The 23781-nt window shown below is 50.6% G+C and carries 23 protein-coding genes; 6 read left to right on the top strand and 17 right to left on the bottom strand.

From position 1 onward, the window contains the following. Nucleotides 1-2: 2 nt before the first annotated feature. From nusA to H6585_00430, 3 genes are all read right to left on the bottom strand, one after another. Nucleotides 3-1241, bottom strand: a complete 1239-nt coding sequence (gene nusA, locus H6585_00440) for a transcription termination/antitermination protein NusA (GenBank protein ID MCB9446793.1) — start codon at nt 1239-1241, stop codon at nt 3-5. Nucleotides 1242-1272: 31 nt separating this feature from the next. After that, nucleotides 1273-1731 (bottom strand): ribosome assembly cofactor RimP, encoded by a 459-nt coding sequence (gene rimP, locus H6585_00435; GenBank protein ID MCB9446792.1) that lies wholly within the window; start codon nt 1729-1731, stop codon nt 1273-1275. Between the two features lie 120 nt (nt 1732-1851). Further along, nucleotides 1852-3582 carry a toxin-antitoxin system YwqK family antitoxin gene (locus H6585_00430; protein MCB9446791.1) on the bottom strand — a complete coding sequence of 577 codons (1731 nt, stop codon included), beginning with the start codon at nt 3580-3582 and terminating at the stop codon, nt 1852-1854. Nucleotides 3583-3727: 145 nt separating this feature from the next. On the opposite strand from H6585_00430, the gene H6585_00425 reads away from it, so the two are divergent. Then, a complete protein-coding gene (locus H6585_00425; GenBank protein MCB9446790.1) occupies nt 3728-4345 on the top strand; it encodes a DUF502 domain-containing protein in 618 nt (205 codons plus the stop codon). Nucleotides 4346-4390: 45 nt separating this feature from the next. Continuing rightward, a complete protein-coding gene (locus H6585_00420) occupies nt 4391-5071 on the top strand; it encodes a hypothetical protein (protein MCB9446789.1) in 681 nt (226 codons plus the stop codon). A 5-nt stretch (nt 5072-5076) separates the two neighbouring features. On the opposite strand, the gene H6585_00415 is transcribed toward H6585_00420, so the two are convergent. The 10 genes from H6585_00415 to H6585_00370 form a co-directional block, all read right to left on the bottom strand. Then, nucleotides 5077-5892 carry a 4-(cytidine 5'-diphospho)-2-C-methyl-D-erythritol kinase gene (locus H6585_00415; GenBank protein ID MCB9446788.1) on the bottom strand — a complete coding sequence of 272 codons (816 nt, stop codon included), beginning with the start codon at nt 5890-5892 and terminating at the stop codon, nt 5077-5079. A gap of 672 nt (nt 5893-6564) precedes the next feature. Continuing rightward, nucleotides 6565-6969 carry a DUF3997 domain-containing protein gene (locus tag H6585_00410; GenBank protein MCB9446787.1) on the bottom strand — a complete coding sequence of 135 codons (405 nt, stop codon included), beginning with the start codon at nt 6967-6969 and terminating at the stop codon, nt 6565-6567. Nucleotides 6970-6973: 4 nt separating this feature from the next. Then, nucleotides 6974-7483, bottom strand: a complete 510-nt coding sequence (locus H6585_00405) for a hypothetical protein (protein ID MCB9446786.1) — start codon at nt 7481-7483, stop codon at nt 6974-6976. Nucleotides 7484-7519: 36 nt separating this feature from the next. Beyond that, nucleotides 7520-8269 (bottom strand): hypothetical protein, encoded by a 750-nt coding sequence (locus H6585_00400; GenBank protein MCB9446785.1) that lies wholly within the window; start codon nt 8267-8269, stop codon nt 7520-7522. 70 nt (nt 8270-8339) lie between these two features. After that, nucleotides 8340-8711, bottom strand: a complete 372-nt coding sequence (locus tag H6585_00395; protein ID MCB9446784.1) for a hypothetical protein — start codon at nt 8709-8711, stop codon at nt 8340-8342. A gap of 30 nt (nt 8712-8741) precedes the next feature. Next, the gene (locus H6585_00390) at nt 8742-8951 is read right to left on the bottom strand and encodes a hypothetical protein (protein ID MCB9446783.1); all 210 of its coding nucleotides are present in this window, start codon (nt 8949-8951) and stop codon (nt 8742-8744) included. Between the two features lie 75 nt (nt 8952-9026). After that, nucleotides 9027-10133 carry a Fic family protein gene (locus H6585_00385; protein ID MCB9446782.1) on the bottom strand — a complete coding sequence of 369 codons (1107 nt, stop codon included), beginning with the start codon at nt 10131-10133 and terminating at the stop codon, nt 9027-9029. A 164-nt stretch (nt 10134-10297) separates the two neighbouring features. Beyond that, nucleotides 10298-11119: a hypothetical protein gene (locus tag H6585_00380; GenBank protein MCB9446781.1), complete on the bottom strand. Its 822-nt coding sequence runs from the start codon at nt 11117-11119 to the stop codon at nt 10298-10300. Between the two features lie 167 nt (nt 11120-11286). After that, on the bottom strand, nt 11287-12030 hold the full coding sequence (locus H6585_00375; protein ID MCB9446780.1) for a hypothetical protein: 744 nt from the start codon (nt 12028-12030) through the stop codon (nt 11287-11289). A 175-nt stretch (nt 12031-12205) separates the two neighbouring features. After that, nucleotides 12206-12772: a hypothetical protein gene (locus tag H6585_00370; protein ID MCB9446779.1), complete on the bottom strand. Its 567-nt coding sequence runs from the start codon at nt 12770-12772 to the stop codon at nt 12206-12208. A 201-nt stretch (nt 12773-12973) separates the two neighbouring features. Between H6585_00370 and H6585_00365 the strand changes: the two genes are divergently transcribed. Further along, complete coding sequence (locus H6585_00365) at nt 12974-13978, top strand: acetyl-CoA carboxylase carboxyltransferase subunit alpha (GenBank protein ID MCB9446778.1); 1005 nt, start codon at nt 12974-12976, stop codon at nt 13976-13978. A gap of 91 nt (nt 13979-14069) precedes the next feature. Here H6585_00365 and H6585_00360 read toward each other — a convergent pair whose 3' ends face one another. Further along, nucleotides 14070-15362, bottom strand: coding sequence for a hypothetical protein (locus H6585_00360; protein ID MCB9446777.1), 1293 nt, complete (start codon nt 15360-15362; stop codon nt 14070-14072). Between the two features lie 351 nt (nt 15363-15713). On the opposite strand from H6585_00360, the gene dnaB reads away from it, so the two are divergent. The 3 genes from dnaB (at nt 15714) to H6585_00345 (ending at nt 18819) form a co-directional block, all read left to right on the top strand. Beyond that, entirely contained in the window at nt 15714-17228 is a 1515-nt protein-coding gene (dnaB, locus tag H6585_00355; protein ID MCB9446776.1) for a replicative DNA helicase, read from the top strand. 16 nt (nt 17229-17244) lie between these two features. Further along, nucleotides 17245-18504 (top strand): asparagine synthetase B, encoded by a 1260-nt coding sequence (locus tag H6585_00350; GenBank protein ID MCB9446775.1) that lies wholly within the window; start codon nt 17245-17247, stop codon nt 18502-18504. A gap of 75 nt (nt 18505-18579) precedes the next feature. Then, nucleotides 18580-18819, top strand: a complete 240-nt coding sequence (locus tag H6585_00345; GenBank protein ID MCB9446774.1) for a hypothetical protein — start codon at nt 18580-18582, stop codon at nt 18817-18819. A gap of 400 nt (nt 18820-19219) precedes the next feature. Here H6585_00345 and H6585_00340 read toward each other — a convergent pair whose 3' ends face one another. Genes H6585_00340 through H6585_00330 form a run of 3 tightly spaced genes read right to left on the bottom strand, consistent with a single transcriptional unit; the run spans nt 19220 to nt 23750 of the window. After that, nucleotides 19220-19867: an alpha/beta hydrolase gene (locus H6585_00340; protein MCB9446773.1), complete on the bottom strand. Its 648-nt coding sequence runs from the start codon at nt 19865-19867 to the stop codon at nt 19220-19222. A gap of 10 nt (nt 19868-19877) precedes the next feature. After that, on the bottom strand, nt 19878-21719 hold the full coding sequence (locus tag H6585_00335; GenBank protein ID MCB9446772.1) for a hypothetical protein: 1842 nt from the start codon (nt 21717-21719) through the stop codon (nt 19878-19880). A 45-nt stretch (nt 21720-21764) separates the two neighbouring features. Next, nucleotides 21765-23750: a DNA primase gene (locus H6585_00330; protein MCB9446771.1), complete on the bottom strand. Its 1986-nt coding sequence runs from the start codon at nt 23748-23750 to the stop codon at nt 21765-21767. Between the last annotated feature and the right edge of the window lie 31 nt (nt 23751-23781).

Here is a 23781-nt window from a genome sequence, read left to right as displayed (position 1 = left end):
GTTTACTCATCAAATTCCGATTGCAGGATGCTGATCACTTCCTTGATGGTTTCTTCTTCAAGGTCGGTGCGTTGCAGCAGGTCGTTCACGCCCAGTTCGAGTACGCTCTTGGCGGTGTCACAACCGATGTTCTTCAACTCATCGATGATCCATCCTTCAATTTCATCTGTGAATTCTTCGAGATCCACATCTTCGCTATCCGAGTCGGTATCGCGGTATACATCGATCTCATAACCGGTGAGTTTACCGGCCAGTTTGATATTGTGTCCGCCTTTTCCGATGGCCAGGCTCACCTGGTCGGGTTTCAGGAACACTTCGGCCCGTTTGGTTTCTTCCTTGATGTTGATGGAAGAGATTTTGGCGGGGCTGAGTGAGCGGGTGATGAACAGCGGGATGTTGTTGGTGAAGTTGATCACGTCGATGTTCTCGTTGCGCAGTTCGCGTACGATGCCATGGATGCGTGATCCTTTCATACCCACGCAGGCGCCTACGGGGTCGATGCGGTCGTCATAGGATTCCACGGCCACCTTGGCGCGTTCGCCCGGTTCCCTGACGATCTTCTTGATGGTGATGAGGCCGTCGAAGATTTCGGGTACTTCGAGTTCGAACAGGCGTTCGAGGAATACGGGTGAAGTACGGGACAGGATGATAACGGGGCTGTTGTTCTTCATGTCCACACGCAGCACGATGGCGCGGATGGAATCTCCTTTCTTGAAATAATCCGAGGGGATCTGTTCGGATTTGGGGAGGATGAGTTCATTGCCTTCGTCGTCGAGCACGAGGATCTCACGTTTCCAGATCTGGTATACTTCACCGGTTACGATTTCACCTACGCGGTCTTTGTACTTTTTGTAGATGCCGTCTTTTTCCAGTTCCAGGATGCGGGAAACAAGGTTCTGGCGGGCGGCGAGGATGGCGCGGCGGCCGAAGTCGCTGAAGCGGACTTCTTCCGACACATCTTCACCGATCTCAAAGTCGGGCTCGATCCTGAGGGCTTCTTTGAGGGGGATCTGGGTACTGTGATCTTCCACTTCATCGTCCGGAACAATGGTTCTGTTCCTCCAGGCCTCGAGGTCACCCTTGTCAATATTGATTACGATATCGAAGTTTTCGTCGGTACCATACCTTCTCTTCAGCATGTTCCGGAAAACTTCCTCCAGGATGCTCATCATGGTTTCCCTGTCAATGTTCTTCAGGTCCTTAAACTCCCCGAAGGACTCGATCAGATTCACGTTTTGCATAACCGTTACTGCATTGGTTTTTAAAACACTGTTAAAAAGCGAGCGCCACTTTGGCTGCGCTGATATCCGCCATCGCCAGGTTCAGCGAAACCGCTTCCTCCGATGATTGTGCCCCGGCCTTTTTCTTTTTGCTTTTCGGCTTCAGCACGATATGTTCGTCGGTGACCGATTCCAGCGTACCTGTGGTCACTGTTCCGTCTTTCAATTGTACTTCCAGGTTCCGCCCGATGTTCTTTTGATATTGTCTCAGCAGGCGGAGGGGCTGACCCAGACCGGGGGATGACACTTCAAGTGCGTAATCTTCCTGGTCGCGATCAAACCTTTGCAGGATGAACCGGTTGATCTCCGCGCACTGGTCGATGGTTACGCCTTCGTCTCCATCGATCAGCACCTTCACGCGGTTGGTGGGTTGCACATCGACTTCCACGATAAACAGCGGACTTCCGGTCAACTTCTCTTCCAACGCCTGTACAAGATCGGTGCGGTTCATGCCTTTATTTTCGGGAAATAAAAGAGGGGACGTCGGTCCCCTCTTTTTGATTTTCTCCATATTTCCGCTGCAAATATAGCGAATTTGGTCACACACGCAAATACCCGCGCGACTTTTTCATCATTCCTGTTTCACCTTGATTCCGTTCTTGAACCACACTTTCTTCACCACATTTCCTTTCTCGTCGTAGTAGGTGTGGAGGCCGTCCTGCACACCATTTTTATAAGGTCCTTTGTCGCGCACCACGTTGCCGTATTCGTACCATGTGGTTCGGGTACCTTCCAGCCTGCCGTTCACGTAATGATCTTCCTGGAACTTGTTTCCGTTGCCATACCAATAGGTGCAGGTACCGTCTTTCGTTCCGTTCCTGAAGGTTTCTGTGCTTTTGGTTTTGCCGTCTTCGAACCAGTACGTCCATGTGCCGTCCTGGATACCCTCCTTATAAGTACCTTCCTTTTCCTTGTTGCCCTTTTCGTACCAGTAGCTCCACAGGCCGGTCTTCACCTTGTTCGCATAGTCTCCGGCATAGTTGGGTTTTCCGTTTTCGTACCAGCCTTCCCAGTGACCGTCCATGATGCCTGCCTTGAAGGAGCCTTTGTCTTTCACCTTTCCGGATTCGTACCAGGAGATCCAGTCGCCTTCTTCCCTGTCGTTCATAAAAGGACCTTCCTGCATTTTCTGTCCGCCTTCGAACCACCAGGTCCACATGCCTGATTTCAGGTTCTCGTGGTAGGAACCCTTTTTCCACATTTGTCCGTTGCGGTACCAGAAGGTCCAGTCGCCTTCCTGCATGTCTTTCTGAAAACTGCCTTCTGACTTTTTTGATCCGTCGTCGTAGTTGTACTTCCACAGACCGGTGCGCAGGTCGGCTTCAAAATCACCTTCCATGTCCACCTTCCCGTTTTCGAACCACCAGGTCCAGGTGCCTTTCTTTTTATCGGCGTGGTAATTTCCTTCGGCCTGTTGGGTACCGTCGGGGTATTTGGCATAGAAGGGGCCTTCAAGTTTGCCATCCTTGTATTGGGCCGATTCGATGACCGATCCTTCCTCGTTGTAGCGTTGGGCTTCGCCGTTCAGCTTGCCGTTCCCGTAAGGCTTCTTCCGGCTGGGCTTTCCGTTCGGGTAAAGCTCGACCATTGTTCCGTTGCCGTCTTTCACCCATTGCTTGCCGTTCTGATCCCAAAAAGCCAGCAGGCCATCTTCCTTGTTATCCACATACCGGACCTCGTCTTTTTGCTGACCCGAGGTATACCAGGTAAGCCATACGCCCGACTTTTTGCCCATGTCAAATGCGCCTTCCTGTTCCTTATTCCCGTCACGGTACCACAGGGTGAAATGCCCGTCCAGTGTGTCGTTTTTAAATGCCCCTTCGTTTTCTTTCTGACCATTGTCGTACCAGTTGATGTAGGTGCCGTTGCGTTTGCCCAGGTGGTATTGTTCTTCGCTTTTCTGTTTGCCGTTTTCGTGCCAGGTTTGCCAGGTGCTGTCGGCAAAGCCGTTGAGGAAGTACTGCAGCTCGGATACCTGTCCGCCTGTATAGTAATACGTCCACACGCTGTCGGCCCTTCCGTGTTGATAGTGTTCCAGGCTGCGAAGCTGACCGGTCTTGTACCAGGATTTCCATATCCCCTCTTCCCTGCCTTCCTTGAAACGACCCTGCTTCATCATGTTGCCGTTTTCATACCAGGTGGTGTAACTGCCGTGTTGCACGCCGTCTTTGAATTCGATTTCACTTTTCGGTTTTCCGTTTTCCCATTGTGTGCTCACCTTCTGTGCAAATCCCGGTGTCACGCAGATCAACAGAAGTAAAAACAGGAAAGTGGTGGTGTGTGTGTGATGCGATGGCTTCATGGTACTGGTATGACGGGCGCTGTTGTTTGAAAATTGCTTCGTGGTAAGATTCCGCCCTGAGTCAAAATTAAAAATGATTCTCAAATGCCCTAAGAATCGGCAGGGACGTTTCAACTTCATAACTGCTATCTTTGAAAAAAATCTCATGAAAAAGTTCGTCACCTACTTTTTCCAGGGACTGCTCTACACCGCACCGCTTGCCATCACGGTATATGTGGTGATCATAGGTGTGCAATTCATGGACCACCTGATTCCGTTCGACATTCCCGGGCTGGGCATTGCCGTGTTGCTGGCCGGTGTTACACTGATCGGGTACCTGACCTCGTCATACATCGTGGAATCGTTGTTTGATGCCCTGGAGCGCCTGCTGAACCGTACGCCGCTGATCAAGCTTATCTACAGTTCCATCCGCGACCTGTTATCGGCCTTCGTGGGCAAGGAAAAGCGATTCGACCAACCGGTGCTGGTGCGCATCAGCGCCGATGCGGAGTTGATGAAACTGGGCTTCATCACCCAGAAAGACCTTTCCCGGCTGGGCATCGACGAGAACCTGGTAGCGGTGTACCTGCCCCACTCGTATGCCTTTTCCGGAAACCTTTTCATCGTTTCAGCCGACCGGGTGAAACCGTTGGACGCCAACCCGGCCGAAGTGATGAAATTCATTGTATCGGGAGGGGTTTCGCTGGGTTCGGAGAACGCGCATCCGGGAAATGAAAAAAATGCGGAGCTGCCATCGGATACATCCAAGCCGAAAAATGCTTAGATTTAGGTCAGGCATTCATCCATAACCATCCAATTTCCTACGCTTATGAAACGCACATTGACCCTGGCCATATCCCTGTTTACAATGGCAACCTACGCCCAGAAGATCAAAGTATCGGAAGGCAGCGCCAAATACGCCGACGGCAGCCACAACTCCTTTCTCGTGACCATTTACGAAGCGACCCAGGACGACGTGGAAAAAGAATGGAAAAGCATTATGAAAGGCTACAAGGCCAAAGTCGCTGCCAAAGACGAGATCTTCGCCGACAACGCCCTTATCAAATCGATCTCCGAGAACACCCTCGACGTGTATGCGAAGGCGACCAAGCAAAAAGACAACTCCATCCTGTTCACCGTGGCGGTTGACATGGGCGGCGCCTATATGAGTTCATCCGCACATCCGACCGAGTACAAGATCATGGAAAAGATCGTGAATGACTTCGCGGTGAAGACCACCAAAGATGCCATCGCCGACATCGTCAAAAAAGAAGAGAAGACCTATTCGGTTCTCGAAAAGGAACAGGAAGAACTGGTGAGCAAGAATGAGCGTTCCCACAAAGACATCGAGAACTACAAGTCTGAAATCGAGAAGCTCAAGAAAAGCATCGAGCAGGCCGAGAAAGACATTGAGCAGAACGTGAAGGACCAGGAGAAGAAGAAGGAAGAAGTGGCCAAGCAAAAGAAGGTGGTGGAAGACGTGACGGCCAGGCAGAAGGCGGTGAACTAACCTTCTTACAACACCATCCGTTTGGATATGCCGGGGAATTCCGTTTCCCGGTCCGCAGGCATTTCCCGGAACAGTCCGTACACCGCAGAACCGCTTCCGCTCATGGATGCGTACACCGCGCCGGCATCATACAATCCGCGTTTGATCTCCGCCAATACCGGATGCGCCGGAAACACCGATGCCTCGAAATCATTCACCACCGTATCCTTCCAGGTGTCCACGGGTTGTTTCAGGCACGACATGAGGTCCTGTCCATCCGTATGTTCCCGCGGCTTCACCCCGGCGAAAGCCTCCGCCGTGGAGATATGCACATCCGGGTACACGATGCACACATGCCATCCGCCCAGGTTCACCTCCGCCTCTTCCAGGAACTCACCCCGGCCGGTTACCCGGCACGGTTGGTTGCGGATGAAAAACGGACAATCCGATCCCAGCTTTTCCGCGTAAGCCTCCAGTTGCCGGCGGTCCAGTCCGAGCTTGCACACCTCATTGATCGTGCGCAGGGCGAAGGCCGCATCGGCGGATCCGCCTCCGAGTCCGGCGCCTGATGGAATGCACTTGTGAAGGTGAATGCCCAGCGGTGGGATGTCAAAATCCTTCGCCAGCAGGTCCCTGGCTTTTTCCACCAGGTTGGTGCCCGGTTGCAGCGGCAGACCGGTTTGCACGAAGCCCTGCTGTACCGCGTGTCCGGCGGGAAGCACTTCCAGTGCATCTTCCCAGGGCACGGGGCAGAACAGGCTTTCCAGGTCGTGGTAGCCGTCGGGCCGGCGCCGGATAATGCGCAGGCCGATGTTGATCTTGGCGTTTGGGAAAACGAGCATAGGTGGGTAAAGGTAAGGGTTATGGGTGTTTGTTGAAGCGGATGGGAGCAACCAATGGCTTTGCCATGTTTGAACCACATAGGCACAGAGTACATTTTCTATTGTGACCTCTGTGCCTATGTGGTTCAAAACATCATTGCGGTAGCCTTAGGACATGGATGGAGCAGGATAGGTAGCGGATGGCTGATCGTTCTACCGGACTGCCGTCCCGCTATCCGCTGTACCCTTTTCGGTTTCGGTCAGTTGAATGCTGACCCAACTACAAACAACAAACCAGAAACAACCCGCCTACGCTGCGCTGCGGACGGGCAAGCAAACTTCTTCAAAGGGTGCCCTGCCTGCCGTTGCACAGGCCTTCGTGTCGGCAGGCAAGGAATCAAGAACGATAGATGCCCTTCGCCGGATGTTGGCACGCGGGGCTTACCCTGCACAGTCCCATCCGGCACAGCACCATCGCGCTATGCTGCGCACCCTATCGTTCCCATCCGCACGCCATCGTCAGGCTTGGGCTTTGTCGCGTGGGGTGGTGGTTTGGAAAAGTAATTCGGACACCGGAAGTATTGTGTGGTGTGATGGAGCAGGATGGGTAGCGGATGCTACAGGATAGAAAGACGAAGATGCAACCTACGCCTAACGTGCCTTACCATTTGGCATACCAGGGAGAACTGGATTTCATTCCAATCTTTCCAACTCCAGATGAATCCGGTTGTCTTTTAAGTAGGCTATAAACAAATCATAACTGTCGAATTCAATTGTATTTTCTTCGACGGTTTTTGCATCCGGTATTGAATCGTAGTTGTTTTTTATCACCCAATATTTGTAATCATTCTGTTGTCGTTTGTTTCCGGATTTAGCTATGATCCAGTGGGCGTCATGGGCAATTTCCAGCACCGTCATTGGAACAATTTGTGTACCCGTTGTTGCACAACTTTCTTTTTGGTAAAGTATTCTTCTGTCCACGTTGTTATACTCGGACAGATACATGTTGTTGCCCAGGAAATCTTCTTTCGCACTTATGCAGCAGGCCATGAGCGCACATGCGAAAACCATGAACAGAAGCACACCATTTGCTTTCATTTTTTTAACGTTTCAATCCAGAAACACGGGCTTTTCTCCTTTTCAATGCGTTCACCAATGCCTCATTCGTATCGACGATGAATTGCTCTTTTGTTGTTTTGGACTTATCATAAAAGCAAAGTCCGTTTGTATGCGTTTCCCAAAGGACGATGTAGTCACGGTAAGCTTCCCCTAAATCGTACCTGTCCTTATCATCATCAAATCCAATGGCCCTTTGCAGCGTCTCATATCCATCATAAGGGTCCAATCTTCCGGCGATGATTTCATCTGCATAGTAGTCAACGATGGTCATCTTCGCCTCGGAGGTATCAGGTAACTGCAATTGCATATCCTCAAGGGCTTTTGTAAAATAGCCGCGAAGCACAAAGCGGTTTTCGTTTTCACTAAGCCCGGCCATGATGGTCAGGTTTTCACTTTCCAATCCCTCCGAGAGTGCACTTATACCGATGTCAGGAATGTCTTTATCGGTCAAATACCCGATGACGTAGGCTGCCAGTTTTTGTTTGAAGGTCATTTTGCAAAAGTGATGCGACGCTCCTTGCTCACATTTTTATAATGAATATCTGATCATGAGCAATTCATCCTTGGGTCTGTCCAAATCGAAATCAGCACTGAATTCATGGTTTTGCACTTCTCTGAGTATCCCACCTGAAATGTGCAAATACCTTTTGCCATTTTCCTTTTCCGTTATCCTGAATCCGTAAGGCAAGAACTCCTTCACCTCCCCAAGTTGGGGGTTCAACTTTTCCATATTTGCAACGAGTTCGTTCTTGTCATATTTGGCTGCCGAGGTATCGTTCAGGAATGGTTTGATTTCCTGAAACTGATTTGTTTTTATCAGTTCCACGATTTTGTTCACCGTTGACATTCTGCCTGCGACCAGATCGAGTTGTTCCATGGGATACGTATACGTCATTTCTCCACCGTCTTTGAATGTGAGGACGGTATGTATCTCATGATAATGATCCTTTTCTTCCTTCAGGTTTTTATAAAATATATATGCCACATTGGAAGCCGGCAATTGAGCCATGTTTGCATATTTTTCGACTATCTCGCTTTGGCTCATTTCAAGCTCAAAATACTTTTCCTTTCCCTGGTCGGTTGAAGCTGAAACACCAACGGCATATTTGCATTGCCCACCATAGAATGCAAGAATCTCCTTAATTCCTTTGTCTTCGTTATCCGTAATGCTCACAAAATTTGAAAGCATAGTAGTCTTCTGTTCACCTTCTTTTTTCTCCGCGCAACCGAAGAAGAATGCCGTTAGTCCAAATAGAAGAATGATTGATTTTGATTTCATTTGGGTTTATTGATATGTAACAACAGGAAGCGTATATCGCATACTGCAAGATAAAGAAACGAACCACAACCTACGCCCAACAAAACAGGAAACAACCATCAAACGATATATTTTTCAGGTCTGTCCTTTGCAAGTCGCCATCCTCAACTTCAATATCCCTGAACTGCCTTTGTCCACCGTTGTATCTGGCGAGCAGGTCTGTGTCGGTTAGCGTCATCATATCGGAACCAATCCTTCTTAGGTCAATCCGTAAAATCCACAAGATGTTCTTAACGGGGTTATGATTCTCCAGTCCGAATAGGTCCACCTCGCAGTCGAATAAAACCAAAACACGATCGTCTCTTTTATCTATGATGGTGCCGGCCTGACCGATTAATTTCCGGTAATTTTCTTTCGGGTCAACCTTACGAACGGGTGAACCGGTACCGGAAAATGTGTTCAATATAACGCGGTCGTTGATTTCCACTTACCATTATTTTTTTAACCTGCTTCCGCACCAGGGACAATATTCATTTCGAATGCCGGATGTGCCTCCGTCATGAATGATGAGTCTGTAATCGCCGGTTTTATCGCTATAGTCAATCAGGGTATCCGGACAATCATATTTCCTTGCATGCTGCGTGCAGTGGTGAGTGGAGTGGTACGCCATCATGTCACAGCATTTGGTGTTGGCATCGGTCATGATTTATATAATAAGTATGGAGTGCAATCTTCGTCGAAGATACCCCCCCGCATCATTCGTTGCTGCGTCACATGACTATTCCCATTCGAAGTCTGCCAGTTCATAATTCGCATTTCGCCCACCTTCTTTTGTCGGCTGAAGGATACCTTTTGCCACCAGGTCTTTTATGTCACGCAAAGCGGTATCTGTTGATGTTTTGGTGATTTTTGCCCACTTGGATGTTTGCAATTTTCCATCGAATCCGTCAAACAGTTTGTTGAGCATTCGTCGTTGACGTTCATTGATGGGCGTGTGTTCGTGCAGTTTCCAGAACTCCGCTTTACGGATTACTTTCCGGGTGGTGTTTTCGGTAGCGAGCATCGCCTTTTTGAGGCAATGCAAAAACCAATCGAGCCATTCGGTAATGTCGCCCGTGCTGTGTTGCACATCCTGCAATACTTTGTAATACTGTTTTCGCTCGGTCAATATCTGACTTGACATGCTGTAAAAGCGTTCTCCGCTGCCTTCTGCCCGGGCCAGCAACATATCGGTGATGGCCCTTCCGATTCTTCCGTTTCCGTCATCAAAGGGATGAATGATGATGAACCAAAAGTGAGCGATGGCTGCTTTCAGCACAGGGTCCAAACTGTTGTCTTTGTTGAACCAGTCCAGAAACGTTTTCATTTCCGTTTTTACGCGCTCCGGCTTTACTGCCTGGTAATGCACTTTCTCTTTTCCCATTGCCCCCGACACCACCTGCATTTCTCCGGTGCGGTATTTTCCCACTTCTATTTTGTACGGACCGCTGTATCCCGTGGGGAAGAGTGCTGCGTGCCAGCCAAACAAACGTTTCTGGGTCAAAGGCTGGTTGAAACGCTGGGTGGCATCCAACATCATTTCCACGGTGCCTTCTACGTGGCGACTGCTTGGTACAAGTCCGGCGGTGTTGATGCCCAAGCGTCTGGCAATGGACGAACGCACCTGGTCATAGTTGAGCATTTCACCTTCTATTTCCGATGATTTAACCACGTCCAATGTCAATGCGGTCAGCGTGGCTTCTTCCTTGGCAGAAAAACCGAGGGCGTTCATCTGCCCGATGATTTTGCCTTGCATCAGGCGAACCTCTCCGAACACGGCATTGATGGCTTTGTCTTGCCAGGTAAAGGCCGTCCAGTTCTTTTGTTCATAGATATATTTCGCCATTGCTCAAACGCTATGCGACAAATATACATTTTTTTACCGCATATTTGCGGTGATTAATTGGACTTTTTACCGCATAAGAAAGGGGGGTGTTGGGATGGAGCAGGATGGCAAATTCCAAAAAATAAGGAGACAAACGTGCGGGCTTTGGCTTACGTCTGTCTTGGTCAATATGAGTTAACCACTGCCAATATTGATTGATTAATGTCGTCATAAAGTTGTGCTGAAAGTTCATCATATCTATTCTCATCCTCTTTGTTGTCAAAGCCGATGTCGTTCCAAGAACCCATACCACCAAAAACCCAAGCACAGCCCGCGGCAAATAAAACTTGTTGTGCCTTCAATGAGTAATTGCCGACAACAATTAAATCCTTGTGATAATAATTTTCTTTGGGGCTAGCACTTGACAGCACTTCCTTAGCTTTATTAAACTGCTCCATCCAATACTGATTTTCTAATTGAGAAGCGAAGGAAGCAATCTCCGTCAATGTTTGGCTAATTTTTTTCTTGACACCATCCAGATTCACTTTTATATCAGTCGTCCTGTTGTGTGGTGCTATCAAATCATAACTTACTTTCCAAATGTTATGGTCAGGTGCATTTGGATCCTTCACCTCCCATCTCCCGACCCAATAATCAGAATAGCTGTCAAAAATTGTCTCAATTAACCACGTCCCACCACCACCAACCAAGCCAGCCAATTTGTGGTCTTTAGCAAAACTTTGATCCTTGGAATATTGAAAGTAAAGTCTAATTTTTTTGCAGCTGTCTTTTTTCAGCATCTTAAACCAATCTATTGGCGTGACTGCAACAATGGTTTCCTTCGGTTTAGAAAAGAAGAAAGTTTTCCTGAGCGCCAAAAAATCCACTGATCTGCAAAACTGAAAAGTCGTGTTTGCCGGGTAAAAGTCGTCAGGTAAACTTCCTGTCGTCAAATAAGCATTGCCGTATGTTGCCAATGCAATAAGTTGTGCCAAATTTCCTGTCATCTCTTGCTGTCAACTAAAGCATCCGGACAATCATATTTGCTTGTATGCTGCGTGCAGTGGTGGGTGGAGTGGTACGCCATTGTGTCGCAGCATTTGGGGGTTATATCAGTCATAATTTAAAGATAAAACAGATGTGCAACCTGCTCCTAATATGCGAACCTTACCCGTTACCGCTGCCATCCTTCAATCTTATAATTTTCCATGAATAGTTTTCGCTCCTGTCCACCTTTATCGGGCTTAAACCAAACCTCAAATCTTGCGGCATACGGTTTACCCCAATCGCCCTCGTAAATGGTGAAATGTGTTGTCGTACCAAATTTAAGTATACTGTCCGTTGGATTGTAAATTTTGACTGCACTTCGTTCAGGGAGCCAATCTGTGGAAAGAGCATACTCCTGGGTAATCTCAAAGGCTTTAAGATAAATTGTCCCGGCTTCAATTTTGCCTGTCCAGAAGTCGTACTCATATAATCCTGGCTGAAACGAATTGTAAAGCTGAAAATCTCCTGTGTACTTGGTCCATGCCGGAACACTATCCTGCCTTTGATTTCTTAACGCCAGGTCAACTGGTATGTCAAGTTGTATGTCCGTTGGAATCTTCAAATTGTCAGCCCATTTGTCACCGTCCACTGTTTCCAAGAAAAACGAGAATAAGACGTATACCACAAATGCAGCAATGGTTCCACCAAAGAACAGTCCGGTCAGGATCGCTTTTAACCATCGCTTTTTTATCAATTGATATACGATGGAGATAACAAGTCCGAGCATACCCGACCCGAAAAGCATGAAGCTAAACCACCCGAAAATGTTGTTCTGGATGAATTCACTTGCTACAACAAGCCCGAGGGTGAAACCAGAAAACAGAATGGGTTTCCACCATTTGTCGAAGCAATATGTGAAGAACTTCGTCATGGTGGTTTAGCGGGTGTCAGCCATACAGTCGAGTGTAATGTATGAATTGTTCTCTTACACGGGCAGCTTATGTAGCGAATGCTACAGGATAAAAAGACGAAGGTACAACCTTCGCCTAACGCCTAACTAATAGTTGCAAATCTATGGTGACTCAAAGTGTAATGTGTTTATCTTACTATTTAATTTTCATTGTTGTTATGCTGTCTTGCCCATCCATATACTGAGTCATTTGAAACAGTCCGTTCTTTATTTTTTTGATTGTGTTTTGCGGAATACAGCGATTGATTTGCCCGCTTGCTACCGTATCCCATTTGTTGATCCTGTAAGTATAGACCCATTGCGTTCCGAGACAGCTGTTAAACCAGCCTGGAATTACAAGTAACTCATCCGTCTTGTTACCGTCTAAGTCACCCGCATTAAAAATGATTGCACCATTTGCTTCATAAGGAATTGTCAAGGTGTCTATGCTGTCGGAGAAGGCGATTTTAGTGATGCATTTTTCGCAGTGACCCAAATTATCCATCGATGGAGGAACAACGGTTGCCAAATCCTGATGACTGTCCCCATTAAAGTCACCAGCAGTCGAGATTAGACTGTCAGGCTGCAAATACCGTCTATTGGTTGATTCAGGTATGTTGTCATTGGCCAAAGTGTCATCCCGTGGGTTATTGGTCTGAACGGCAGAAGGCCCACAACCGTTCAATAGTAAAATTGTCAGTGAAAAGATGAATGGTCGCATCATTTGAAAGTACTTGCCAATCGGTTATCCCGTCTCAAAATCTACAACAATTCCTTCACTCCCCCATCATACACCCTTTACTTCCTTACTTCCTTACTTCCTTACTTCATTACCTCCTTACCCCCTTACCCCCTATCCCTCACCCCTCTGGCACTTCCCCACCGGATTTTGTACCTTGCGGGGCTTTAGCCATCATCCATCATCATGATATACCTGGAATTCGAAAAGCCGATTGAAGAACTGATGACCCAACTGGACAAGATCCGGGAGGTCAAGTCCGAAGGAAGCGTGGATACCTCCGAAACGGAGAATCAGCTGCTCAAGAAGATCGACGAGACACGCAAGAAGGTATACGGCAACCTCACCGCCTGGCAGCGCGTGCAGCTGTCCAGACACCCCGAACGCCCCTACACCCTCAAGTATATTCAGGGCATGACCGACGAAGGCAGCTTCCTGGAGCTGCACGGCGACCGCACCGTGAAAGACGACAAAGCCATCGTGGGCGGGTTCGCTTCCATTGAAGGGCGCTCCATCATGTTCATCGGTCACCAGAAAGGGATCAACACCAAGATGCGCCAGTACCGTAACTTTGGTATGGCCAACCCCGAAGGGTACCGCAAGGCCCTCCGCCTGATGAAAATGGCGGAGAAGTTCAACAAACCCATCGTGACCTTAATAGATACCCCGGGCGCCTATCCCGGACTGGAAGCCGAGGAACGCGGACAAGGCGAAGCCATCGCACGCAACCTGCTTGAGATGACGCAGCTGCGCGTGCCCGTGATCTGCATCGTGATCGGTGAAGGCGCCTCCGGAGGTGCACTCGGCATCGGCATCGGCGACAAGGTGCTGATGATGGAAAACACCTGGTACAGCGTGATCTCCCCGGAGTCATGCTCCAGCATCCTGTGGCGCAGCTGGGACTTCAAGGAAAAAGCCGCCGAAGCCCTCAAGCTCACCGCCGAAGACATGCTGTCCAACAAACTCATCGACGGCATCATCAAAGAACCCCTGGGCGGTGCACACACCCACCCCGACGAAGCCATCGCCATCGTGAAAAAGGAAATCATGAAACACCTGGCCGTATTGGATGCCATGGCACCGGAAGACCGCATTCACGACCGCATCATGAAGTTCTCTGCGATGGGCCCCGTGATCGAAGGCGAGGAAGACCTGGAAAAAGAGCAGAAAGCAAAGGACAAGGCTTCCTGATTTGAACCACATAGACACATAGGTCACAATAGAAAAAACACATAGCCTATGTGTGTTATGTGCCTATGTGGTTCAAAAAACTTCCTGATCGCTATTTGTTCCAAAGCACCATCAGCTTCACAATGGAGTCGGACAGTATGACCTGGTTCACCGGCACGGCGCCCGCATAGGCATACCTGCCCAGCACCTGTCCCGAACCGGTGATCACTTCATCCGACGCACTGTCGTACGCCATGCATTGAACCGACACACCCGGGATGTAATCCACCAGACCCAAAGGGTTGTATGTGAACTTGCGAATGCCGTCGGCCATGGATACCAGGTAGGTGTTGGCATCCACCTGCACCGCGTCCGACAACACACCCGCCGGCAACGTATGCGGCTCCCAGAACCCGTTTTGTGACAAGGTATATTCCATGATCACACCCTGACCCGACCGGTTTCCAAACACCATCAGGTGATCGCTGTCGCGTGTGAACACCCGCACCACCGCAAAGTCGAGCAATGCCTCCTGCAACCCCACGCCGCCCACGGTGTTGATGAGCACGAACTTTTCCTTTCCGCCTACATTTTCCTTTTCCACACACACGAGCTTGTCGGCATGCTGGAAAAGAAAAACGGGCCGGTAACCTTCCGTAACCGTTGCATTGAACACGGCATTGCCGAAGAGGTCGAACCCGATGATGCGGCCATCGCGGTACAGGGCATAGCAGGTGCGGTCGTTCACATACACGCCTTCAAATGTATTCCAGGGTAGATTGGTTTGTCCGGACTTCAACCAGGCAAGCTGATGATCGCTAAGCCGGTACGCTTCAAGGTCGCCGGTAGCCCTGCCGCACAGGTACAGCTGGTGGTCCCAGGAGTTGATGGCCGCCGTGCTGTAGTCCCCGGTGCCGGTGATGACTTCCGTGGCAATACTGTCATACCGCACCACCACGGGTTTGCCATTGCGGTCGGTCAATGCATAAATGGCTTCTCTTTCCGGTGGAAATGCATGGATGTAAATCTCGCGGAAGCTGCGGGTTTCGTTGACACCATCCGATGCGTAGATCAATACAAAGTGTTTTCCCGAAAGCAGGTGCACATCATCCAGGGGGATGGACATGCGGATGCCCCTGCGTTTGTATTCCTCCACGGGTGTCACGGCCACCGGCAGCACGGCCACCAGCGATGGGTTCACAATGGATACACGAACGGATGTTAACTGCACGTCATCTTCCACCCAGGCATCCACTTCCACGCTATCGCCCACATCATAGGAAGAAGCCACGGCGGGTTGCGTCCATGTGACCACCGGATCGTTCACATCCTTGTCTTTGGCACACCCGAATAACAGCACGGCACACAGTGCGCACAGCAGGCGGTTCCGAATGACTTTCTTCATGGAAATCGTTGTCATAACTACCATCTCAGCGTTCAATTTAATAAAGAATCTAATCTCTGTGAAGGTGGAGTTAAAAAGAGGGCAAAGCCCTTAGGAATAAAATGCCACAAAGACGAATTTGTCTGTGAGATACTTTGTGTCTTCGTGCCTTTGTGGCAAAATACCCGGTTACCATTCAAATATCATCCTGGTTTGCAACATGGATTGCTGGTTATAAACTATATTTATAGTCGGTGCAATTGACATTCGATTTTATGCGTCTACTTATGAACAATTGTTTACAAAGCAGGTTAACCGAATGTTAAAATCTCACCCGATGGAGGGGTCATTCTTTTTCTACCTTTGGGGGCCATGGAAAATTTGAAGATCACAGACAGAGCCGCGAAACGGCGTAACGGACTTGCCGCCATCTCCACGATTGCGTCGGAGCACGGGAAGGTTCCGCCGCAGGCGGTTGAGTTGGAGGAAGCCCTGCTGGGCGCCCTGATGCTGGAGAAGGATGCGTTGAGTGCGGTGATCGACATCCTGCAGCCGGAGTGTTTCTACAAGGATGCGAACAGGATGATCTTCGAAGCCATCCAGCAACTGTTCAGCAAAGCGGAAGCCATCGACATCCTCACGGTAACCAACGAACTGAAAAAATCCGGCAACCTCGACGTGGCCGGCGGACCTTATTACATTTCCCAGCTGACCAACCGCGTGGCCTCCGCAGCCAACGTGGAATTCCACGCCCGTATCATCCTGCAGAAATACATCCAGCGTCAATTAATCTCGCTGGGTTCGGAAATGATCCGCGACGGTTTCGAGGAAACCAACGATGCCTTCGACCTGCTCGACAAAGCCGGCGAGAACCTGTTCAATATCACCGAACAAAACGTGCGCAAGAACTACGACCGCATGTCTACCCTGCTGAGCCAGGCCATCCGCGAGATCGAAGCCGCACGCAACCACACCGACGGACTCACGGGCGTACCCACCGGGTTCTCCAAACTCGACAGCGTGACTTCCGGCTGGCAACGCTCAGACCTCGATATCATCGCTGCCCGCCCCGGTATGGGTAAAACGGCATTCGTGTTGTCCATCGCCCGCAATGCCGCGGTTCAGTTCAATAAGCCTGTCGCCATCTTCTCCCTGGAAATGTCGTCGCTTCAATTGGTCAATCGTCTCATCGCGGCGGAAGCCCAACTCTCAGCTGAAAAGCTGAAGAAAGGCAACCTGGAAGACCACGAGTGGCAACAGCTGAATGCCAAGATCACCCGCCTGGCAGAAGCCCCGCTCTTCATCGACGATACACCCGCTCTTTCCGTTTTCGAATTGCGCGCAAAGGCACGTCGACTGAAACAACAGAACAACATCGAACTGATCATCGTGGATTACCTGCAGCTGATGACCGCCGGCGGCGACAGCAAAGGCAACCGCGAACAGGAGATCAGCACCATATCCCGCTCACTCAAGAGCATCGCCAAGGAACTGAATGTGCCGGTGATCGCACTGTCACAGCTCAGTCGCGCCGTTGAAAACCGCGGCGGTAGCAAACGTCCGCAACTGTCCGACCTTCGTGAATCGGGTGCCATCGAACAAGACGCCGACATGGTGATGTTCATCTACCGCCCCGAGTACTATGGACTGGACGTGGATGAAAACAACAACCCCACACGCGGACTGGCGGAGATCATCATCGCAAAACACCGTAACGGCGCACTTGTTGACGTTCCCCTGCGTTTTATTGATAAGTTGGCTAAATTTGAAGATTGGGAGACGAATGATTTCGATGCTCCCTTCCATTCGCATGAGGAAGGACCCAATACCATCACACGGTCATCACGCATGGATGACATTGAAGACGACGAGAACCAGCCGTTCTAAACGTTCGCTTCCATTCATCCTGCTCACGGCCTGCCTGTTCATTTCATTTGGACTGCAGGCAGCGTCCATCCTGATCCCGATGGACAAAGACGGCCAGAAGAACCACCTCAAAGCTTACGGCATCGCTTACTGGGTACTGCAGCACAACATCGAAGTCAAGTGGCTGCTGAACTACCGCGGCGGAAGTTTCCTGTGCGAGCGCAACAGCGCCATCGAGAACGAATGCGTCATCCGCGGTGTTTCCTATGAAATCCTTGCCGACGTACAGGTGACCCAGATCCTCAACGAAATCGCCGACCCGGAAGTGAACATGGATGTGATGAAGCTGGAGAAGGCCCCGAAGATCGCCGTGTACTCACCCAAGAACAAACAACCTTGGGATGATGCCGTGACCCTGGTGCTGACCTACGCCGAGATCCCCTATGATGTGGTGTACGATGAAGAGATCATTGAAGGAAAACTTCCACTGTACGACTGGCTGCACCTCCACCACGAAGACTTCACCGGACAGTACGGAAGGTTTTACCGCGCCTATGCCCAATACGCCTGGTACCAGGAACAGGTACGGGAAACCGAAGCGATGGCCCACCAGCTGGGATTCTCCAAAGTGTCGGAACTGAAGCTGGCGGTGGCCAAACACATCCGCGACTTCACCGCCGGTGGTGGCTTCCTGTTTGCCATGTGCTCCGCCACCGATTCGTATGACATCGCCCTGGCAGCGGAAGGGGTTGACATCTGCGAAAGCATGTTCGACGGAGATGCCGCCGACCCGCAGATGAACAGCAAACTGGATTACAGCAAATGTTTTGCATTCACCAATTTCCAGCTCTCCACCGATCCTTATCAGTACGAGTTCTCCAATATCGATAACAGTCCGAACTACCCCCCGCCCCGCGTGATCAACGAAAACCTCGACTACTTCACCCTGTTCGAGTTCTCTGCGAAGTGGGACCCTGTACCCACCATGTTGTGCCAGAACCACGAAATGGTGATCAAGGGCTTCATGGGGCAAACCACTGCATTCCGCAAACAATATGTAAAACCCACGGTGCTGGTGATGGGTGAAACCAAAGCGGCCAATGAAGTGAGATACATCCACGGGGAATACGGCAAAGGCACATGGACCTTCTATGGCGGACACGACCCGGAAGACTACCGCCACCTGGTGGGCGACCCGCCGACCGACCTCAGCCTGCATCCGAACTCACCCGGATACCGGCTGATCCTGAACAACATTTTGTTTCCGGCAGCAAAGAAGAAGAAGCAGAAGACGTGAGAAGGACCTTTTGCAACAATTACCTGGAAAATGCCGTAATTTGGGTGGTAAAGCAAGCATGAGCAACCTGAAGAGATGAACCTTCAAGCGGAAATCAAGTGGATCAAAACGGAATTGGACAAGGTGAAAGACCCTGCCCTTATCGAAGTATTCAAAAGCCTTTTGAACTACCGCAAAAAAGTAACCGAATCAGATTGGTGGGACAGACTCAGTGATGAAGAACGATCTGATATTGAAGCAGGAATAAGGGAAGCCAACCAGAACAAACTGATTACACACGAGGAAGTGATGGGCAACCCGCGCAAATGGCGTTAGAAATTGTTTGGACCCCTCAGGCTGCCAAAGGTTACAACCGCATATTGGAATACCTTGAATCCAACTGGACCGGGAAAGAGTTGGATGCCTTCCATAAGGATATTCATGGCTTCTTCAAAACACTCAGGACATACCCTGAACTACTCCCGGTTTCAAAGAAAAAGAAAATAAGAAGAGGCCCCTCAACCGATACACCATCATCACCTATCGAATCAAACCCCTCAAAGGTCAGATACAGATCCTTGATATGCGTGCATCAAAAGAATCACTTGATTAGCATCCGTTGACCGTTTTTCGATGTTCGTTTTTTGCAAGGCATTCCGGTTAATAACCTAAACTTGCCTGCCCGCCGTAGCCTTGGCGGAGGTGGGAAACTTGCCACGAAATTTTCCCCCCATTCCTAATCCCTAATTAATAATTCCAACGCTTCCTCCACTTCCCTGCTTTTGTTCAGCACCATGAAATGACCACCGCCGGGGATCAACGTCGCGTCTTTCACATACTGCACCGGGAAGATGCGGTCTTCCGTGCCGTGGATGTGTGATACACGCACCGACAGCTTCGGCGGTGTCCATTGCAGCACCTGTTCCACCGACCATCGCAGGAGGTATTTGTCGGCATGCCCGATCATGTCGCGCAGCAGGTCGGAGTCTTCCCGCGTTTCCAGTCCGAAGTAATAGTCCATCCCCTTTCTTGGGAAATGTTGCAATCCCGCCATTGGAAAAACCTTGTCCAACCTCACCTTGCTCACCCATTTCACAAACTTATGATACGCCTCCGGCGACCGCACACTGGATATAAGCACGATCTGCCGGCAAGTGATCATGCTTGCGATGGTTTGTGCCATGATACCGCCGAAAGACACGCCCACGATCCGCACGGGTTCGGATGTATCAATACCACGGATCATGCGTGATGCATAGTCGTGCAGGCTTTCATCTTTTTCCGGGATCAGCCACGGAAGGAATTTCATTTCAATGCCTGGAAGTTCCAGGTTTTTGAACACCCTGTGATCGGCACCCAATCCGCTGATGAAGTATACAAGCATGGGCCGGATATCAATCGAAGAAACGCCAGTTGAGTCCGAGCTTGAAGGCCCGGTCTGCCATCGGATGATGAGGTGTCAGGTAATACGTGTAAGGCAGCATGCCTTCATTGATGTGTTGCATCATCACAAACGCCCTCACCCGTTTGATGCGGAGGTCGATGAACACATCGGCGTAGGGATAGTCGCCCACTTCGCGTTCCCATTGCAGGTAAAACTGCCCGGTTGCCGGCATCCAGGCACGACCATAAAATCCGCTGTGGTAGGTTACATCCACGCCGATACGGGCAAGCAGCGCTTTTGAGAACAACCAGTTTTCATAATAGATGGATGACCGCAGCAGAAACTGTGGGAGGTGCAGCACATCGGTACCCACCTCCTTCTGGAAAACACCTTGCGCTTCCAGATTGATGTTGCGCCAGTTCACTTTCTTCTGCAAAGCTGCTTCCCACACCGTCACACCCGACGTCAATTGCGAAGGCATGGCAAACGCATCATAATACAGGTAACCGTTCACCTGCCGTATGCGCATACCCAACGTATCGCCCGGTGCACCGATGAATTGCATGCCTGCTCCCTGTTGTTGTTCCATGTTGTAATCAACCCGCACATGCCTCCATTGTTGGTGGTTGCCTGCATACTGTATCATCATCCAGGAAGGTCGGTGTTGGCCGGCGTCGGCCCACACCCGGAGGCTGTATTTTCCTTTCAGGGGTGTCAGGAAGGAAGCGGCGAACTGCAGGGCATCGGAATTGTATCCGTCAAGGCCGTAAGAGAGCGATGCTTCCGCGCGGCTTTTCCCGGGCTGCCATGCCGCATGTGCGTGAAGGGCGAGGTCTGTCAGGGTAGTATCCCCGCAGGGTCCGCGGAGTGTATGCTGATCATGACTGAATGTGGCACGGAATGCCATGGCCTGGCCCACCTCCCATCCCAATTCATTGCGCATGTGTTCCACGTGTACCGAATCCATGGTTCGGGTGGAATCAAGGAAGACCTGGTTGTAATATCCGGACGCGGGTGCATCATCATAATACCAGAAAGAAGACTTGTCAAAGGAAAACGCATGAAAGACATCCGACCTGCAACAGGTGTTCTCCGCACGAACCGAGTCCGGGGTTCCCTTGAAGTGCACCACCTGTTTGATCCGAAATCCGTTGTGCCGTTCACCGCTGCCTGCGCTGGCGAGGTTCACAGGGTAGGCATTGCGACTGGCATTCAGGTTTTGTTCGAAGATGGTATCGGATGTGAGTCCACCATTCTCAAGATGCACCACCTTGTTGATCACCGCTGCTCCGAAAGCGGAGTATTTGCCCGACCGGGCGCGGTACCATGTGCTGAAAGCGAAGGATGAATGGCCGGCCTGCTGGCGGCTGTAGAAGCCGGGCACATTGATCCGCCGGAACCGCACCGCCATGTTAAGGGTGGGCATGACCTGCTGGCTGTGAACCACCTCCAATACCTGTTCCTGCTTGGAACCCTGCACATAAAACAGATCGGTATAGGGAGACACCAACCGGTGGTACCGCACACGATCGGCGGTAAAGAGATAAGGAGCATACGGATCTTCCCTCAAAAGGAACGTCACTCCATTGTAAGGCCGGAACATCAAATTGTACACCGGACTGCCCACCTGGCCGAGGTGACCGTAGAAAGAACCACTGTGATACAAGGGATCATACCTTTGAAAAGAACCGAGGGTTGTATCGGGCCTGACCATGCTATCGGGATAGGCTGCGTAGAGCGCTTCCGTGGTATACCCTACGTTTTGTTCGATGCGGGTGGAATCGGTCTGTGCATGTACCGCTGAGGCCAGACACAAAGCCATCACAGCAACCAGCAACCGGGTGCGGGTCATAAACTTTGAGGGATGTAAAGACAAGTGGAAGCGCATGACATCACGTTACTTCAGGATCACCCTTTCCAGTTGGGAGGCGATCTGCACCTTCGCCAGGTTGAGCAGGTTTTGCATGGACATTACTTCGGCCAGTTCGGCATCGGACAAATCCTGTTTCAGTTTCTCCTGGTTCTGGTGGATCATGTCCATCACATGGTTTTGTTTCAGGCTGTATATGACCTTGTACACCGATTTCTTCAACACCATTTCTTCGGTTTCCACATTGATGCCCCGTTTCTCCCAGTTTTCGCTCAGTACATACCGGGAGCTCAGCAGGTCTATGGCGGTGGCAGAAACAGTCGGATCCGCGTGGCGGAAAAACTGCTTCTCATCCGGGACCTCACCATCGGATACAAGGCGACAGATCTCGTCAAATATCCTGCCATACCCTTCATGGCGCAGGCTGATGCCATCGGCCTGCAACTCACCGATCATGAAATTGGCTACCGTCATCGGCACCATTTCCGGCTTGTTGTCGGCCGGTTGTTCTTCCTCGGTTGACTTCTCTATCAGGATCTCGTTACCACCGTATTGAAGCAGCAAACGGATCAGTTCACGCTCCTGGTACATGCCGGTATCCTGCACCGGCGGCTCAAGGGAATGCACCCTGTTGTCGGGGGTACGTTCGGTATATTCGTCTTCTTCCGGCCACGGTGCCTCTTCCGATCGTTTGTATTTCTGGCGGCCCTTGTCGCGGCGGAGTTTGTTCAACTCACTCACCAGGGCTTGTTCCTCCACGTCGAGGATGCCAGCACACTCTTTCACGTAGACCGACCTCACGATGGCATCGGGGATAAGGGCGATGGTGCGTACGATGTCTTTGATGAGTCCGGCCTTTTTGATCGGGTCGCCTTTGGCTTCTTCCCAGAGGAGGCCTGTTTTGAAGGAGATGAAATCTTTGCTGTTGTCGCGGATGAAGGTTCGCACCTCATCACCGGGATGTTTTTTGGAAAACGAGTCGGGGTCTTCTCCATCGGGGAAAAGCACCACCTTCACATTCATGCCTTCCTGTAGGATGAGGTCGAGCCCGCGGAACGACGCTTTGATACCGGCGGCATCACCATCGTACAGGATCACGATGTTGGGGGTATAGCGACGGATCAACCGGATCTGTCCTTCGGTGAGGGAGGTTCCGGAAGAGGCCACCACGTTTTCCACGCCGGCCTGGTGCAGGGAAATCACATCGGTGTACCCTTCCACCAGGTAGCAGCTGTCTTCATCAACAATGGCTTTCCTGGCTTCGAACAAACCGTAGAGTACATTGCTTTTGTGGTAGATCTCACTCTCCGGAGAGTTGATGTATTTGGCTGTTTTCTTATCGGTACGAAGGGTACGTCCGCCGAACCCGATCACGCGGCCGGAGAGGTTGCGGATGGGAAACATCACACGCCCCCGGAAGCGATCGTGTCGCCGGCCGTCTTCACCGGAAAGCGTAAGTCCGGTCTGGTCCAGAAACTCGGGGTTGTAGCCCTGATCAGTGGCGGCCTTCAGCAATCCGTCCCACTTGTCGGGGGCGAAACCGATCAGGAAGCGCTCCATCATGTCAGGGCTAACACCTCTTTGACGGAGGTAGGTCAGCCCGATGGCTTTTCCTTCATCGGTCTCATGCAGGGTTTCGGTGAAGAAGCGTTGTGCGAATCCGGACACGATGTACAGGCTCTCGCGGGTGCGATCGGCCTCTTTCTGCTCATCGGTTTGTTCCTCCTCCGCCACTTCGATGCCGTATTTCTTTCCAAGGAAACGAACAGCTTCGGGGAACGACAGGTGCTCATGGTCCATCAGGAAGTTCACGGAGGTACCCGCTTTCCCGCATCCGAAACACTTGTAAATGCCTTTGGTAGGCGACACATTGAATGAGGGTGTTTTCTCGTCGTGGAACGGGCAAAGGCCGATGAGGTTGGTTCCGCGTTTCTTCAGGGAAACATAATCACCCACCACCTCTTCAATGCGGGCGGCTTCCAGGATCTGGTCGATGGTGGATTGCGGGATCATACAAGAAGGTAAAAATAGCAAAAGATAAGGG

It is taken from the genome of Flavobacteriales bacterium, from assembly GCA_020635855.1.
Classification (GTDB): domain Bacteria; phylum Bacteroidota; class Bacteroidia; order JACJYZ01; family JACJYZ01; genus JACJYZ01.
The sequence above is the reverse complement of the archived record's forward strand: the minus strand, read 5'-3'. Positions and strand labels throughout refer to the sequence as shown.